Here is a 14190-nt window from a genome sequence, read left to right on the forward strand (position 1 = left end):
CCCCGAGTGCCGCGACGGTAATCCCCCGACACGCCGCGGCACCGGGTGCGCCCCGCCGGGCCGGGGCGCAGGGGCGGTGGCCTCTCCCGAAGGCCGCCGCCCCATCCACAGACTTGCGACGACGGGACAGCGAATGGCCGACACGCCGGAAGAGGCGCGCGCGAACCGGATCGAGCGGAATCGCCGAATGCTCGAATCCTGGCGTGCCGGCGTGTCGCTCACCGAGATCGCGCGGGAGCACGGGCTGTCGCTGAGCTGGACCGGGCGGCTGTTGCGGCAGGAAGGCGCGGTGCTGCTGCCGATCCGTCAGGGCGTCAGGCGTGACGACTTGCCTGTCGCGGAGATCATCCGCAAGTACGAGCAGGGGGCGTCGATGCAGGCGTTGGCGGACGAGAACGCTACGTCCTACGGCACCGTCCGCCGGCTGCTGATCAAGAACAAGGTGCGGATCCGGCCTCACGGAGGCCAGAACGCCATCGAGATCTCACCCCTGCTGACTCCCCGATCCCGCGGGAAACAGTGAAGCTCCCGGCCGCCCGTCTTCAGGGGGCGACGCGGTACTGGTTTTGGCGTTGACCGTGTTCCGGCAACCGTGGCCGGACTGCGGGCCGGGCGGCGAGCACCTCGGCCGGGACACCTGCGTTTATCGGTGACCCCGGCACCTTGTAACACCAGAGGTGATCAACGCGAACAAACCAGGCAGACCGAGCGGAGGAGGGGACCTATGACCGAGGCGATGCCGCGTAGGAAGTCCGCGCCCATCTCGATCATCGTGCTTCGGCTCGTGATCGCCATCGCTGTCACGCTCACCTACTGGGCGCTGCACGCAAGCTGGTACGCCGATGGCCAGGGCCTCAGCGCCGGCACGATCCTGTGGGCGATCTTCGACATCATCGCCACGGTCGTCGCGATCGCGTTCGTCGTCACCCAGCTGGTCGCGTTGTATCGCAGTATCACTGACGCGCCGTCCGAGTAGCTGATCGCAGACGCGAATCACGGGCCCCCGCGCGTAGGTATGCGCGGGGGCCCGTGTCGTGGTGGGGGAAAGTGTCAGGACGCGAGTCTGGGTGGATCGCTGACACCGACCCCGTCGAGTTCGAGACGTCCCTGGATGAAACGGAACTCCTGCAGCTGGCGGGCGGTGTCCTCGAACGAACGGGTCAGGAACGGGATCGCGTGCGGGTGGATCTCCCACGCAGTGCCGGTGAACCAGAAGAAATGCTGGTGGGCTTTCTTCGGCACCCCGGTCTGGCGCAGGATCCCCGCCGTCCGAAGCATCCTCGTCAACGCCGGCACGGACACGACCACGCCGTAACGTTGCCGGATGATCGTGGTGACCTCGTCCCAGGTGTAGGTGACCGGCTCGTCCACCGCGCGCTCGTAACGGCCCGTGCGACGGAGCGACGGAAGCACCTCGCGGTAGATCCAGTTCTGGAACCGCTCCACCTGGCCCCGTACCGCGGGGGCTTTGATCCGGCCGAGCTGTCGCTGCCCCAGCACTCGGTAGAAACCGGGCTCGGTGACGTAGCCCGACCGCTGCTCGCCACCAGGGGTCCGCACTGGCGCGTACCCTTTCTCGTCCTCAGGCAGGGATCGCAGCAGCTCGTACGCGGACCGGTGGCCCAGCGCGGAAGCCAAACCGGGAGCCTCCACGGTGAAGGAGTCGCCCTCTGGCGTGACGCGCAGCTCGAATTCGCCGTTGTCGAATAGTTGGATCGATGACATTGGTGTTCTCCAGTGGGGATGTGGGGAGACAGGCGTGCCCGGGCCTCGTCCCCACGGCGAGGTCCGGGCACGACAAAGCCCCGGGTTCTAGAGGTCCCGGGGCTGCTTGAGGGGGTTGCGGGCTAGGCCGCGGGCGGTGTGCGGGGCACGTCCTCGGCGTACAGCGGGTCCACGACCGGTGTGGGTGCCGCCGGTTTGTTCGGCACCGCGGCGACGACGCCGCCGCCGGCGAGCGCGCCGACGACGGCCACGATCGTGGCGAACGTGGCGGCGTCGAGGTGCACGCCCGGGATCAGGTTGATCAGGCCGAGGACGCCGGGGACGGCCGCGACGGCGAGGACCGCGGCGAGGGCTTTGCGGAACCGGGCGGCCCAGTCGGCGAGCCGCTGGCCGATGCTGGGTGCGCCGATCGGGTCGGCGTGCTGGCCGGTCACTGGCCGGCCTCGCCGCCGGTGCCGGTGATCGCCACCGACCCGGTGATCTTGACGTTGTTGGCGATGGCGTCGTTCAGCATCGCCTTGAGCGCGTCCGGGGTGATCTCCGGGTCCGCGGCCAGCTTGGCCACGGCCTGGGTCAGCGCGTCCAGCTTCGCGTTCAGCGCGTTGATACCGGCCTTGACCGCGAGCGCGCCGCCGTCGCCGCCGCCCTGGAACTGCGCGAGGTAGGTGTTGACGATCGCGTCCTTCAGCGACACATCCGTCCCGTTGGCGCGCTTGCCGACGGACGCGGTGAGCAGATCGTCGATACTGGGCATGTCGTCCTCCGTGGTGGGAATGCGGTAGACCTCGTTGATGTCGCACGGGGTTCCGGCGACGGTGATCCGCTGGGGATCGCGGTTGCGCTGCCAGAAGTTGACCCACTGCTTCTCGGCGGTCGTGGGTTCGGATCCGCACCGCCAGTACCAGGAGCCGATCCCGGCGTCGTGCACGGCGGCGAGGGTTTCGGAGAAGCCGTAGAACCCGCAGCGGCTCTGCCCGACCGCGTCGCGGAACCCGCTTGCGTAGCGGACCACGTCGTCGAGCTGGAACGCCTGCGCGTGCGCGTCGGCCGCGCAGGCCAGCGGCACCCAGTCGGGCACGCCGGTGGCGCGCGCGTCGGCCACCGCGACCCGGCCGTTGGCGAGGCCGCGCGCGTAGTCGTCGTCGGTCTCGCTGCCCCACGCGTCGCCGGTGCCCGCTTCGGCGACGAGCAGCACGTTCGCCGCGCCGAACTCGCCGGCCAGGTCGCGGTACTCGGCGGCGGCCAGCTGCTTGCCCTCGCTGCCGAGCCCGATGTAGCGGATCACGCCGGAGAACCCGGCCTTGCGCAACGCGGCACCGGACGGTCGCCCGGCGGAATAGTCGGCCCATCGAGCCATCAGTCAGCCTCCAGTCGTCGGCGGCGGGTCGGTGGAAGGCGGCGTGCTCCCGCTGTTCGGGTCGACGCACGCCTTCCCTTGGTAGGTGGTGCCGTCCGGGCTGGTGATCACGGCGTCGCGCAGCTCGAACCCGTCCGGGCACGCCGGGCCGTCCTTGCCGTTCGCGCCGTTGACGCCCGGAGTTCCCTGCTCGCCGCGGCACTGGTCGTGCGCGTCGCAGTAGGACGCCACCGCCGAGGCGACCAGCGCGGGATAGTCCGGCAGCGGCGCATCCCGCCCGTTCTGGCCGTTCTGCCCGTCGGTGCCGTCCTTCGGGACCGGGATCTTCGCCAGCACCGCGTTCGTCAACGCATCGAAATCCGGGCTCGCGCCGTCCGTGCCGCGGCACTGGTTGCGGGTGGCGCAATAGTCCTCGACCGCCTGCCGCGCCGTCTGGCGCAACGTCGTCGCGTCAACAGCCGCCGGGGCCGGAGTCGGAGCGGCGGGCGGCTGCACCACCGGCGTGCCGCCGAGGCCCTTCACCTGCTCGGCCAGCCGCGAGACATCCGCACCGCGCGCATCGCTGGTGCGCTGCAGGGACGCGATCTCGCTGCCCTGGCCGAACAACTGCACCGCCAGCCACGCGACCCCGCCGAGCGCGAGCAGCGCGCCGAGCCACAGCAGCCGGTGCGCGCGCCGGTCCCGGCTCTTGTCGGCGGCGGGCTGCACGATGGTGCGGTCGATCTCACCCGTCATGAGTCGTCACCTTCTCGGCGCTTGAGCAGTTGTTCGAGCAGCTCGGCGATCGCCTCGCTCCGGTCGTCCTCGTCTTCGTCGGCGTCCTCGTCGGCGCCGAGGACACGGTCGATGACCTTCTCCGCCGCGTCGCGACGTTCCCGCTTGGAGCCGCGCTTGATGGCGTAGAAGCCGATGACGATGCCGCCGATCGAGGTGATGACGGCCGCGATCCCCTGAAACAGCGACCCGAGATCACTCACTCCGCCCCCTTTCGAGCACAGTGGACGGACAGGCCGTCAGCTGGAGACCGGCGAGTACGCGGCCAGGAAAGCGGCTTCGCTCTCGAAGATCCTGGATGGCCAGGCCCCGCCTGGCTGGCCGACGAGGCAGATGCCGGTTCGGGTGGCGAGCGGGCTGTCGCCTCCTGGCGTGGGGTACCGGAGCGTCCCGTCGTCGGCGACGAACGCGCCGGTGACGAACTCCCGGATCTCGGCGACGTTCGAGCCGTCCCAGACGGCGTACTGGTACTTCAGGAATGCAAAGGCGGACACGCGGGAACGCTCCTGTCTGAGGACGAACGGGGTTGTGGCTCAGTGGACGTCGGTGCGCACGTTGTAGTAGCCGAGGGTGGTGCCCATGAACGGTTGCGGCCACAGTTGCACCGACCCGCTGGAAGCCGGGGTGAGCACGATCTCGGCCGAGCAGTTCTGCGCGCCCACGACCGACGGGGGCAGCAGCACCATCCGCTCGAAATACTGGCTTCCCGATTGCGTCGGCGTCGAGGTGGACGTCGCCGCTTCGGTGCCGCTCCCGTCGAGCACCCGGCAGCGCAGCGTCCAGTTCAGCGGCGTGGTGACCAGCCCTTTGAACCACAGCACCGGGTGGTAGAACATGAAGCCGCCCTTGGCGATGGTGTACGCGGTGCCGCCGGTGAGCGTGGCGCTCGGCGTGCCCTGGAACGTGACACCGGCGGGATAGGTGATGGAGGGATGCGACATCCCGTACCCGGCCGCTTCGTCCTGGCCCCACACCGCGTTTCCGGCGAGGTCGTTCAAGCGCGCGGTCTTGCCGTTGTAGACCGTCGAATAGAACGTCTCGAACACCGGCACGCCGTTGCCGTTGAGGATCCGGACCTTCGCGCCGCCGGACGGGTCGGCCGGGTCCGGCAGCACCTCGAAATCCGGGATTCCGTTGTGGCCGATGGAGAACGGGAACTTGCTCTGACGGGTGAGCGCGTCGATCTTCTCTTCTAGTTCGCGGATCTTGTTCCTGAGGAAGTCCGGCGAGTCGGGTCGTTCGACCCGGTCGTTCGCGACCACGGGCGTCTCCTATCCGGCCCGGACGGCCTGCAGCTGGTGGTCGACGCGGTCGCGCGGCGTGCTGCCGCCGCGGGACATGCCGATCAGCCGCCACCGGTAGCCGCCGTCCGGGAGCCAGTGGTGGTCGGTCACCGAGTAGGTGACGAAATGGCCGGGGACGTAGCTGCCGATCTTGGGGTCGGCGTCGGCGAGGACGGTCGCCTGCCACTGCTCGGCCTGGCCCGAGGCGAGCGCGAGGCTCGCGGACGCCCAGCTGTCCAGAGTGGATTGCACGCTGGCGTCGGTGTGGTTGGTGTTGATGTCGTCGGTCAGCGGCCACCCGGCCGCGATCAGCGGGTCCGCGGTCGCGGTCCCGTACAGCTGCCCGGCCTCGTTGCCGCTGCCTTTCACGAACGAGCGGGTCGCGGTGGGCCGGACGCCGCCGGAGATGTCCAGGCTCGTCAGCGTGCGCCGGTAGAAGAATTTGAGGTCCACGCCGGGCTGGGTGAGCCAGGGGTTGCCGATCAGCATCCGGTGCCGGATGTAGCGCACGCCGCCGACCGTGGCGAGGTAGGGCTGGAACAGGACGTCGGGGCCGCCGTCGACCTGGGTCAGCTCGCGCAGCCGCTGCCCGCCCGGGACGATGTCGTAGCCGTGGTAGTTGCGGACGTTCGTGCCCCCGGCCGGGATGTCCGGCAGGTCGATCGGCAGGTTCGACCCGGAGATCCAGGACATGTTGATCTGGTGGTTGACGATCTCGCGGGCGATGAGCGGCAGCGTCCCTTGCAGGTTCACGTCCGCGACCGGGTCGGTCAGCCGCTGCCCGATCTGCGGGCGGAACGCGGCGTTGTGCAACGTCCGGCGGTCGAAGATGTCCCAGATCCCTTTGCCGGACACCGTGAAGTCCGTCGTGTCCTGTGCGGGCTGGTAGGGGGTGATCGGCCCGGCCTGCAGGACCTCGGCGCCGCGCAGCACCGCCACGCTGATCTTGTCCGGGACGCACCATTCCCGGACTTGGCGGGTCAGCTCGCCGCCGTCCAACGGCACCGTGATCTTCCACGATCCCGCGTCGTTGATCACCGCCGCCCACTCCGGCTCGGCCGCGAGCTTCAGATCCCGCGCGACCCGGCCGGTGACCGTGTCGTAGGCGAGGGCCGCGTAGTCGCGCTCGACGCTCGTCACCGGCTCAGCCCGGTGTCGAACACGGCGAAGTGCCGTTTGTTCGGCAGGGCTCCCGGCGCCCCGTTGTCGCCGCGCGCCTGCCAGCCGCTGCCGCCGTTGCCCGCGGTGATGTAGTGGGTGATCGCCGCGGTCACCGTGCCCGCGGAGAGGCCGAGCGCGGCCAGCGCCGCTCCGCTGACCGGGCAGGTCAGGTGCGCGCCGTGGAACTTCCCGTTGCCCTGCAACGGGAGCAGCGTGCTGTACACCAGCGGCGAGGAGGACGTCACCGTCGCGCCGTTCGCCGCCCGCCACCCGATGGTCATGTACGGCCGGTCGGCGCTGGAGGAAATCGTGCCCTGCCACTCGAACTGGTAGCTGCGCGCCGGGTCGAACGTGAAGCTGGCCTTGTCGCCCACGATCTCGGTCTGCGTGCCGAACACGCCCTCGCCGGCGTAGACGTTCTTGGCCAGCAGCCCTTTGGCGTAGCCGAGCGACGAGGACAGCTCCTGCCAGGCAGTGCCGTCCCAGTAGCGGTGGCCGTTGTACCAGGCGATGTCCCCGGGCATGCACGACGGATCCGACAGCGAGTCGCCCGGCAGGAGCACGCGGACGCCGCCGATCAGGCCGGTCGAGCGGCGCAGGTCGGTCAGGGTCACGACCCCGCCGGTGGAGACCTGCGCGCGGGCGAGCGGGATCGCGGTGCCGCCGCCCGCGCCGAGGCCGGAGGTGATCAGGCCGAGGCTGTCCCAGGTGACCGGGTCGACCGGGGTCGCGCCCGGGGTGCCGGTGACGATCTCGATGCGGGCCGGGATGCTGCCGCCGCCCTGGACGGTGTCCGACAGCACCGTGTCGTACACGCGCAGGACCACGATGTCGTTGCGCGGGTTCGTCGCCGGCGGGCTGTCGCAGGTCACGGTCGTCGCCGCGGGCAGCTTCCACGAGAGGTAGCCGCCCTGCCCGGTACGTCCCACGACCGCCGAGCCCGGCTGCACCAGCAGCGTCCGCCCGGACTGGACGGTCACCCGCAGGTCGTAGGCCATCAACGCGTCCCCCGTCGTGGGGATCACGCCGGACCGCACCGCCGACATCGGCGAGGACTGCGACCCGCCGAGGTACAGCGACTGGACCAGTGCCCGGCCTTGGCGGGCGCTGTTCTGCCGCGGCATCGCGCTCCAGAAACCGTCCGCGTCCGCGTTGACAACCGCCATGTCGCAGCCCCCTTCTCGCTATTCGTCGGCGTCGCGCCAGACGGCCGTGACCGTCGCCGCGCCGATGCCGGTGAACTGGATCGCCCGGGACGCGCCGGGCGGAATGCTGATGAACCGGGCGGAGCCGAGCGCTCCGGTGCGGTCGATGCCGTCGAGCGTCACCGGTGTCGCCGAGAACGGGCTGCAGTCGATCCGCAGCGTCTGCCCGGCCGTGATCGACCCGATGTAGGAGAGGACCCCGCCGGTGGACGGGTCGGTGAACGTCGGGTTCTGGCAACTCGACGGGCTGGTGATGGTCAGCCGCGGCCAGGTGGTGGCCGTGCCGTCGTTCTGCAGCGCGAGCACGTTGTTCGCCGCGCTCGCACCCCAGTCCAGACCGCCGCTGCCCCAGTCCAGGCCGCCGCTGCCCCAGTCCAGGCCGTCGGTGGCTGTCGCCGCGAGCGACGCCTGCGCCGACCGCTCCACCGTGGACAGCCACCGCGGATCCGCCGCGTACAGGTCGAGCTGCCAGTCAGCGCCCGAGTTGGCGTCCCACCACGCCCATTTCCGCCCCGCCTCGGCCAGCTCGACCGTGATCTGCCGCGGCAGCACGCCGTCGTCGACCACGAGCAGCTGCTGCGATCCCTCCGGGAACAGCCCCATGAACCGGCGGCGCGCGGCGATCAGCAGCGGCCAGCCGGGGGCGAGCGTCGGCATGCACCAGCCCTGCAACGACAGCGACCGCCCGGACAGGTACGACCGGGAGCGGTACGCCCCCGCCCCGAACGGCCGCTCGGTGACATGGGTTTTGCGGCCGGTGCCGTTGCGCAGATCCGTGGCCGGAACCGACCAGCGGCACCCGAACTCGTCGGTGCCGCCGACCGCCCACGCGCCGATCGTGTAGGTCTCCTGCATCGTGTCGGTCAACGCCACGCGAGCCCCCTCACCGCAACATCCACGCGAGCTGACTCGACACCGCCGCCGCGATCCGCTGCGGATCCGATTCGGCGGTGTGGATCGTGACGTTCGGCTGTGCTCCGCCGCGCCGCGCGGGCGCTGCCGGTTGCTGGATCACGATCCGCGGCGCGAACTGCTGCACCGACGCCGATCCGGCGAGGATCTGCTGCGCCATGTTCCCGAGGTTCGGATCGGTCATGGCTTGGCCGAGGATCGCCTTGGACCGTGTCGAGTTGTTCGCTGGGATGTAGTACTCGTCACCGAACATCCGGTCGCCGACAACGCGCCAGGTGTTCGGGGGGATCTTCGCCGCAATCGGCTGCATCGGACTCAGGCCGCCGCCCGCAGCCATCCCGAGAATCCCGCCCGCTGCCATCGGCCGTGCGACGCCGCCGCTGGCGAAATCGGCGTGGTTCGCGCCGCGGGGAAGCACCGGGATGCTGTAGGTGGCCGTGATCCTCATCGACCGGTTGCGGGCTGCCTCGTTCAGCGCGGCCTCGGCCGCCGCCACGTCGGCCTTGGCGTGCACCTCGGCCCATGTGCCGTCGGTGTTCATCTTCCACAGCCGTACCGCTCCGGTGGCCGGGTCGGTCGTCGCGAACGTGGTCGTCACTGCGCCGGTCGAGTCGGTCGTCTGCTTCCACTGCCGCACCTTCCCTGTCGCAGGGTCGATGTCGGTCGTAGTCCGGGTCTTGCCCTCAGTGCTGTTCGTAACGGTTTTCCAGTTCGCCACAGACGAACCGGCCGGTGTCGTGTCGCCGTAGACCGTGACGGTGCCCTTGGTCTGGTTGATCTGAGAGACCAAAACCTCTGCCGAGTGCTTGCCCTCGGCAGTGTTGGCGAACACTTGGAACGTGCCGTCCGGCAAGCTGACGATCTGATAGCCCAGCTTTCCGAGCGCATCGACCGCTTGCTTGTCGTCCGCGGTCAGCTTCACCGACGCGCCGGCCCCCAGCTTCGTCAGGTCCGACACGACCCGCTTGATCTTGTCCTGCGTCTCGCTGTCGCCCTCCAGTCCGAGCGTGGTCACGATGTCCGCCGGGACCAGCCCGTAGTGCTGCAGCAGCTTCTGTATCTGGGAGTCGTTGAGCCCCAACTGCTTCAGCTGCTTGGCGAACTCTTCGCGCATCGGGCCGAGCTTGCCGGTGATGTCGTCCGCCGACGCGCCGCCGTCCTTCATCGCCTGCGCGACCGAGGCCATGTTCGCAGCGCTCTGCTGCAAAACGTCCTGCAGCTTGGACCCGGCCTCGGAGGTGGTGTTGACCGCGCCGGAATTGTCGATCAGATCCTTGGTGTGACCCCGCAGGTTCAAGCCCTCGAAGTTCTTCTTGAGGTCCCGCAACTGGTCGTTCCACGCCTGCGTGGCTTCCTCGACCGAGGGAGTCTGCCCGGCCATGACCCGCAGAATCTCGATGATCTTCTGCCCCTTGGCCGCCGTGTCCCCGGCTGTTGAATTGAGCGTCTCGAACGCAGTCTCAAGGCTGGCGACCGCGACGTTCGCCGCGTACATCGCCGGCGTCGTGCCGCGCGCGACCGCGGACTCGACTGCCTTCTGTGCCTTGGCGAACTCTTCTGCCTTCTGCGCTGCGTCCTGCAGCGCGCGGGCTTCCTGGTTGGTCGAGGTGATCGCGTCCAACGTCTGGATCAGGTTCGCCTTCTGCGCGTCGGTGAGGTTCAGGCTGTGCAGCCGGACCGCGGAAAGCTGGTTGACCAGGTCCGACGCGTTGCCGCCCTGCTTGGCGAACGTGTCCGCCGCTTCCAGAACGGTAGGGATCATGTCCCGGTTCGTCTTGGACGTCGACAGCAGCGCGGAGATATGAGTCTTGGCCTGCTGGTTGTAGGTGTCGAGCGCGGCACCACCGCTGAGCACTGCTTCACTGGTCTGTTTCACGCCCGCGCCGAACACCTGCGAGTTGCGGAACGCGTTGCTGTCGGTCAGTGCTTTCTGAGTCGATGCGCGGACGTTCGCGCCGATCGCGTTGTTGTCTTCCAGGTACGCCTTAGTCAGGTCGGTGACGGCCTGCTTCTGCTCCGCGGCGCGGGTCGCGGCGTCCTGGGCTTTCTTGCCCCATACGGACAGCAGGAGGCCGCCGAGGCCGAGCGCGACACCGAGCGGGTTGAACCCGCCCGTCACCAGCGCACCCACGCCAGCCTTGAACTTCGATGTGCCGCTGGCTTCCGCGTCGGCCATGGCCTGCTTCAGCGCGTTCGTCCGCTGGCCGCTCGCGTCCAGTTGCGGAGTCAACGCCTTCAGCCCGAACCCGGTGTCCGACAACGATGAGCCGAATATTTTCGCGATCGAGTTAGTGGCCAGCAGCGACCCTCCGACCTGGCCGATCGGCGCGCTCCAAGACCCGAGCGCACTGGCGAAGCCTTGCACGATCGCGAGGCCGCCGGAGACAGTGCCGAGGAACCCGGAGGTCGTGCTCTGCAGCAACGGCATCCCGGACGATGTCAGCGTGAGCAGGATGCCCTCGACCTGGTTCAGCGCGCCGCGGAACTGGTCCAGCGGCCCGGATGATCCGGCCGCCAGGTTGGCGAGCAGCTGACCCAGGAACCCTTCCAGGTCGCGGACGATGCCGCCGAGCTTCACCATGCTGGTGCCCGCGGCATCGGACTCGGACGACGCGTTGATCAGGAAGTCGGAGAGTCCGGCGCCGGTCTGCCCAATCAGGGAACGGAATCCGGTGATCGCCGACGACGAGCGCGCGACGGAGATCGCGACGCCAGGCATCGCGTTCTCGGCGAAGTCCGTGACCGCGCCGACCAGATCCTTGACCGCCGGCGCACTCGCTTTGAATAGGCCTTCGACTTCCGGGCGCAGCTTCTGCCACGACGCCCGCAGCTGATCCGACGCACCGAGGACGGGGCCTTCGAGGACTGCGGCCATCTTGGTCGAGTCGGATAGGACGTCGTTGGCGAGACGCCGGTACGACTCGCTGATGTCTTCGTTGCCAGACAGCAATCGTGCACCGACACCCGCGACGAGCGCGGGGAGGGCTGCCAGCGACACGGCGACACCCGCCGCGCCGATCGCCGCGGCGGCGGGCAAACCGACCGACAGGCCGAGGAAGAGTTTGGCATCGAAGGCTGCGTTCGCGCGCGCCGCCACGCGGGAGACAGTTTCCTCGACACGCTTCCCGGACCGGTCGACGTCGTTCTCGGCGTCCCGCTGCGCCTTCGCGTACCGCTTGGTGGCTTCCTTCGCTCGGTCCGTCGCGGCTTCGGCTTTGCGGAGATTCGAGGCATGCTCTTCCTCCGCGGCAGCGATCTGCGCGATGCTGGCGGTGCCGCCCTTGCGGAGTTCCTCCAGCTTCGCTTCCGATACCCGCACACGACCGACCGCAGCCTCGATCTTCCGGAGGTTCGCGGCGTGCTGTTCCTCAGCGGCGGCCAGTTGCGCAGCTGTGGCCTTGCCGTTGTTGCGGATTTCTTCCAGCTTCGCCTCGGACGCTCGTGCGCGGCCAGCCGCGTCCTCGACCTTGAGCAGGTTCGCGGCGTGCTCTTCCTCCGCAGCGGTGAGCTGCGCGGCGCTGGCTGTGCTGGCTTTGCGGACCTCGGCGAGCTTCGCCTCGGATACCTTGGCGCGGCCGGCGGCGGCAGCTTCCTCGTCGATGGCTTTCCGGAGGTCTCGGCCTGCGGCTTCAAGCTCGCGCGTGCTCTTGCCCGCCGCCTGCATCTTCGCCGCATAGTCGGCGATGTCCGCGCGCAGCTTCACCGAGACGGTCCGGTCAGCCATTCCGCCTCCTCAGATCAGCCGGCCACACCACCAATGCAGATGGTTGCGGCGCGTCCTCGTAGTCCTTGCGCTGCTTCTCGATCGCAGTGCAGCGATGGCACCGGTGCGGCGGCTCAGCGTGGTAAGAGCCCTCGTTGTCCGGGCTCGTGGTTTCCGGCAGGTAGCCGCCGCAACCGCGGCAGACGAGACGCTCGTAATCGAGGTACGCCAGCACCAACGACCGATCGGTGTCCGTCCACTCCGGGGTGCGGGTGGTGACAGCGCGGGCCAACCGCCCAGTGCTGTCGTACTCGTATTCCGTTAGCTCTTGGGCTTCTTCGCCCGCGAAGCGCGACGGGGAGACCCCGAGCCGGATTGCTGCCGCGACTTCTCGCCGGTGCCGGGCGTCACCTGCGATGCGGCTCGGCTGAAAACCGCGCCGTCCCGGTCCACGCGGCTAAGTGACCACGCGGCGTTCTGCAGGTTCTCGTACTGGTTGTCGGTGATGACCTCGACCAGCTTGTCGAACTGCTCGACGGTCATCTCCGGTTCGACCATCTCCGCGAGAATCAGCGCGGGGACGAACGTCTCCAGGTTCATCCCCATGGCCAGGTCTCCGGGAGTGTCCGCCCGTGGCGGATGCTCGGCGACGAGTTTCATCCATGGTTCGTGCGTGAGCCCACGCAACCGAACCTGCAGAGTGTGTTCGGCAATCTCCGATTCCAGGGCCTGCAGCTCATCGGCGAGCTTCTTCTCTTCTGCGGACGCCGCGAGAGTCGCCCGGCCAAGCCGAGCTGCCGCCAGCTCGGCATCGAGGCGCTCAAACTTTTTCCGAAGGTCCGGCCGCAGGCAGAGCGGCACAACCTCCTCCGGCAGGGTCGCTTTGGCGATCAGGGCGTCGATGTCCACAGTGGCTCTCCTCGACTCAAGGGGGTTTCTCGACTCGGGAAGTAGGCCGGGCCGCCCGGGAGTCGAGGACCGGGCGGCCCGGGGTCTCAGGCGGCGACGGCGGCGTCGAGTTCGGGTGCGCCGGTGTTGTAGCCCTGGCTCATGAACTTTTCGACGCCGTTGGCTTCGGGTTTCTGCGGTCGGCGGGCGCCGAACTTCACCGGGTACACCTCGACCTTGTCGCCGGACGCGAACGCGGTGTCGTGCGCGATGCCGCGGCGGACCACGAGGTAGCCGGTGAGGTCGCGCTGCAGCAGCGTCCACGCGACGTCCTCGGCCGGGACGTCCTTGCGGACGCAGGTCAGCTGGATCGTGGTCTTCGACCGGCCCGGCTGTTCCGCGTCCACCGTGTCGCAGAGCTTCGACGCCGACACCGCGGACTCGTCGGTGGAGATGTCCAGCCCGTCGGCCATGATCAGGCACTCCAGCGAGGTGCCGCCGGCCAGTTCGGACGCGGTCGGCGCCGAGATGTCCGCGATGCTCGGCACGAAACTGACCTTGTTCCGGCCGTCGGAGAGCATGTCGCCCATCGGGTTACTCCTTTTTCTTGGCCGACGGGGCGTCGGCGGACTGTTCGGTTCCCGCGGAGTCGTCGTCCGCGGTGTCGGTGCTCGACTCGTCGGTGGTGCGGAGGAACGCGGCGGGTTTCGGCTTGTCCGGGGCGGGGCCGGCGGTTTCGGCCCAGCCGGGGCACATCCCGGCCTCAAGAGCGGGTTTCGGGAGGGCGGCGACCGCGCCGGTGTCGTCGTTGCGGGCGCGCACGAACTCTGCGGGCATCGGCGATCAGCCCCGGAATGCGTAGAAGGACACCGACGTCGTGCTCGACGCGGTGAGGTTCACGTTCCCGTCGGACTGCTTGAGATCCGGCTGGATCGGCCCGAGGACCGCTTTGCCGCCGGCGGGCACGGACACGGACGGGATCGACGGGTTCGCCTGCCCGTACTTGGTTTTCCCGGGGTCGGCGACGGTGACGGTGACCGGGGACGCGCCCGCGTTGTCGACGAGCACGTACACGGGTGCGCCGCCGTCGCCCGGTTTCACCTTGTCCGGCCCGGCTGTGGCGGCGGTCGAGGTGAGCACGGTCCCGGCGAGCTTCGCCTGCACCTGCACGATGGTTGCCAT

Annotated in this window: 18 protein-coding genes; 2 read left to right on the forward strand and 16 right to left on the reverse strand. The window is 69.2% G+C overall.

The window, feature by feature from the left end:
• The first annotated feature begins 133 nt into the window (after window positions 1-133).
• Window positions 134-523 (forward strand): helix-turn-helix domain-containing protein, encoded by a 390-nt coding sequence (locus tag BM362_RS11030; protein ID WP_093573024.1) that lies wholly within the window; start codon window positions 134-136, stop codon window positions 521-523.
• A gap of 201 nt (window positions 524-724) precedes the next feature.
• Window positions 725-976: a hypothetical protein gene (locus BM362_RS11035; RefSeq protein ID WP_093573025.1), complete on the forward strand. Its 252-nt coding sequence runs from the start codon at window positions 725-727 to the stop codon at window positions 974-976.
• A 74-nt stretch (window positions 977-1050) separates the two neighbouring features.
• Here BM362_RS11035 and BM362_RS11040 read toward each other — a convergent pair whose 3' ends face one another.
• From BM362_RS11040 to BM362_RS11115, 16 genes are all read right to left on the reverse strand, one after another.
• Window positions 1051-1725 carry a BRO-N domain-containing protein gene (locus BM362_RS11040; protein ID WP_093573026.1) on the reverse strand — a complete coding sequence of 225 codons (675 nt, stop codon included), beginning with the start codon at window positions 1723-1725 and terminating at the stop codon, window positions 1051-1053.
• A 122-nt stretch (window positions 1726-1847) separates the two neighbouring features.
• Window positions 1848-2159 (reverse strand): hypothetical protein, encoded by a 312-nt coding sequence (locus BM362_RS11045; RefSeq protein WP_093573027.1) that lies wholly within the window; start codon window positions 2157-2159, stop codon window positions 1848-1850.
• Window positions 2156-3082 carry a glycoside hydrolase domain-containing protein gene (locus tag BM362_RS11050; protein ID WP_093573028.1) on the reverse strand — a complete coding sequence of 309 codons (927 nt, stop codon included), beginning with the start codon at window positions 3080-3082 and terminating at the stop codon, window positions 2156-2158. Before BM362_RS11050 ends, BM362_RS11045 begins: the two co-directional genes overlap by 4 nt.
• Before the next feature lie 3 nt (window positions 3083-3085).
• The gene (locus BM362_RS11055) at window positions 3086-3817 is read right to left on the reverse strand and encodes a hypothetical protein (protein WP_093573029.1); all 732 of its coding nucleotides are present in this window, start codon (window positions 3815-3817) and stop codon (window positions 3086-3088) included.
• Window positions 3814-4059 carry a hypothetical protein gene (locus BM362_RS11060; RefSeq protein WP_093573030.1) on the reverse strand — a complete coding sequence of 82 codons (246 nt, stop codon included), beginning with the start codon at window positions 4057-4059 and terminating at the stop codon, window positions 3814-3816. The genes BM362_RS11055 and BM362_RS11060 overlap by 4 nt, the downstream gene beginning before the upstream one ends.
• Before the next feature lie 36 nt (window positions 4060-4095).
• Window positions 4096-4350, reverse strand: coding sequence for a hypothetical protein (locus tag BM362_RS11065; protein ID WP_093573031.1), 255 nt, complete (start codon window positions 4348-4350; stop codon window positions 4096-4098).
• A gap of 39 nt (window positions 4351-4389) precedes the next feature.
• The gene (locus tag BM362_RS11070) at window positions 4390-5118 is read right to left on the reverse strand and encodes a hypothetical protein (protein WP_093573032.1); all 729 of its coding nucleotides are present in this window, start codon (window positions 5116-5118) and stop codon (window positions 4390-4392) included.
• Window positions 5119-5127: 9 nt separating this feature from the next.
• A complete protein-coding gene (locus BM362_RS11075) occupies window positions 5128-6279 on the reverse strand; it encodes a hypothetical protein (RefSeq protein WP_093573033.1) in 1152 nt (383 codons plus the stop codon).
• A complete protein-coding gene (locus BM362_RS47345) occupies window positions 6276-7466 on the reverse strand; it encodes a hypothetical protein (protein ID WP_093573034.1) in 1191 nt (396 codons plus the stop codon). The genes BM362_RS11075 and BM362_RS47345 overlap by 4 nt, the downstream gene beginning before the upstream one ends.
• Window positions 7467-7484: 18 nt before the next feature.
• A complete protein-coding gene (locus BM362_RS11085) occupies window positions 7485-8378 on the reverse strand; it encodes a phage distal tail protein (protein WP_093573035.1) in 894 nt (297 codons plus the stop codon).
• A 10-nt stretch (window positions 8379-8388) separates the two neighbouring features.
• Window positions 8389-12141 (reverse strand): hypothetical protein, encoded by a 3753-nt coding sequence (locus BM362_RS11090; protein ID WP_093573036.1) that lies wholly within the window; start codon window positions 12139-12141, stop codon window positions 8389-8391.
• Window positions 12134-12412, reverse strand: coding sequence for a hypothetical protein (locus BM362_RS11095; protein WP_093573037.1), 279 nt, complete (start codon window positions 12410-12412; stop codon window positions 12134-12136). The genes BM362_RS11090 and BM362_RS11095 overlap by 8 nt, the downstream gene beginning before the upstream one ends.
• A gap of 29 nt (window positions 12413-12441) precedes the next feature.
• Window positions 12442-13029: a hypothetical protein gene (locus tag BM362_RS11100; RefSeq protein WP_093573038.1), complete on the reverse strand. Its 588-nt coding sequence runs from the start codon at window positions 13027-13029 to the stop codon at window positions 12442-12444.
• 86 nt (window positions 13030-13115) lie between these two features.
• Window positions 13116-13598 carry a phage tail tube protein gene (locus BM362_RS11105; RefSeq protein ID WP_093573039.1) on the reverse strand — a complete coding sequence of 161 codons (483 nt, stop codon included), beginning with the start codon at window positions 13596-13598 and terminating at the stop codon, window positions 13116-13118.
• Window positions 13599-13602: 4 nt separating this feature from the next.
• The gene (locus BM362_RS11110) at window positions 13603-13845 is read right to left on the reverse strand and encodes a hypothetical protein (RefSeq protein ID WP_093573040.1); all 243 of its coding nucleotides are present in this window, start codon (window positions 13843-13845) and stop codon (window positions 13603-13605) included.
• Between the two features lie 6 nt (window positions 13846-13851).
• Window positions 13852-14190 (reverse strand): hypothetical protein, encoded by a 339-nt coding sequence (locus BM362_RS11115; RefSeq protein ID WP_093573041.1) that lies wholly within the window; start codon window positions 14188-14190, stop codon window positions 13852-13854.

It is taken from the genome of Amycolatopsis rubida (assembly GCF_900115345.1).
Lineage (GTDB): Bacteria > Actinomycetota > Actinomycetes > Mycobacteriales > Pseudonocardiaceae > Amycolatopsis > Amycolatopsis rubida.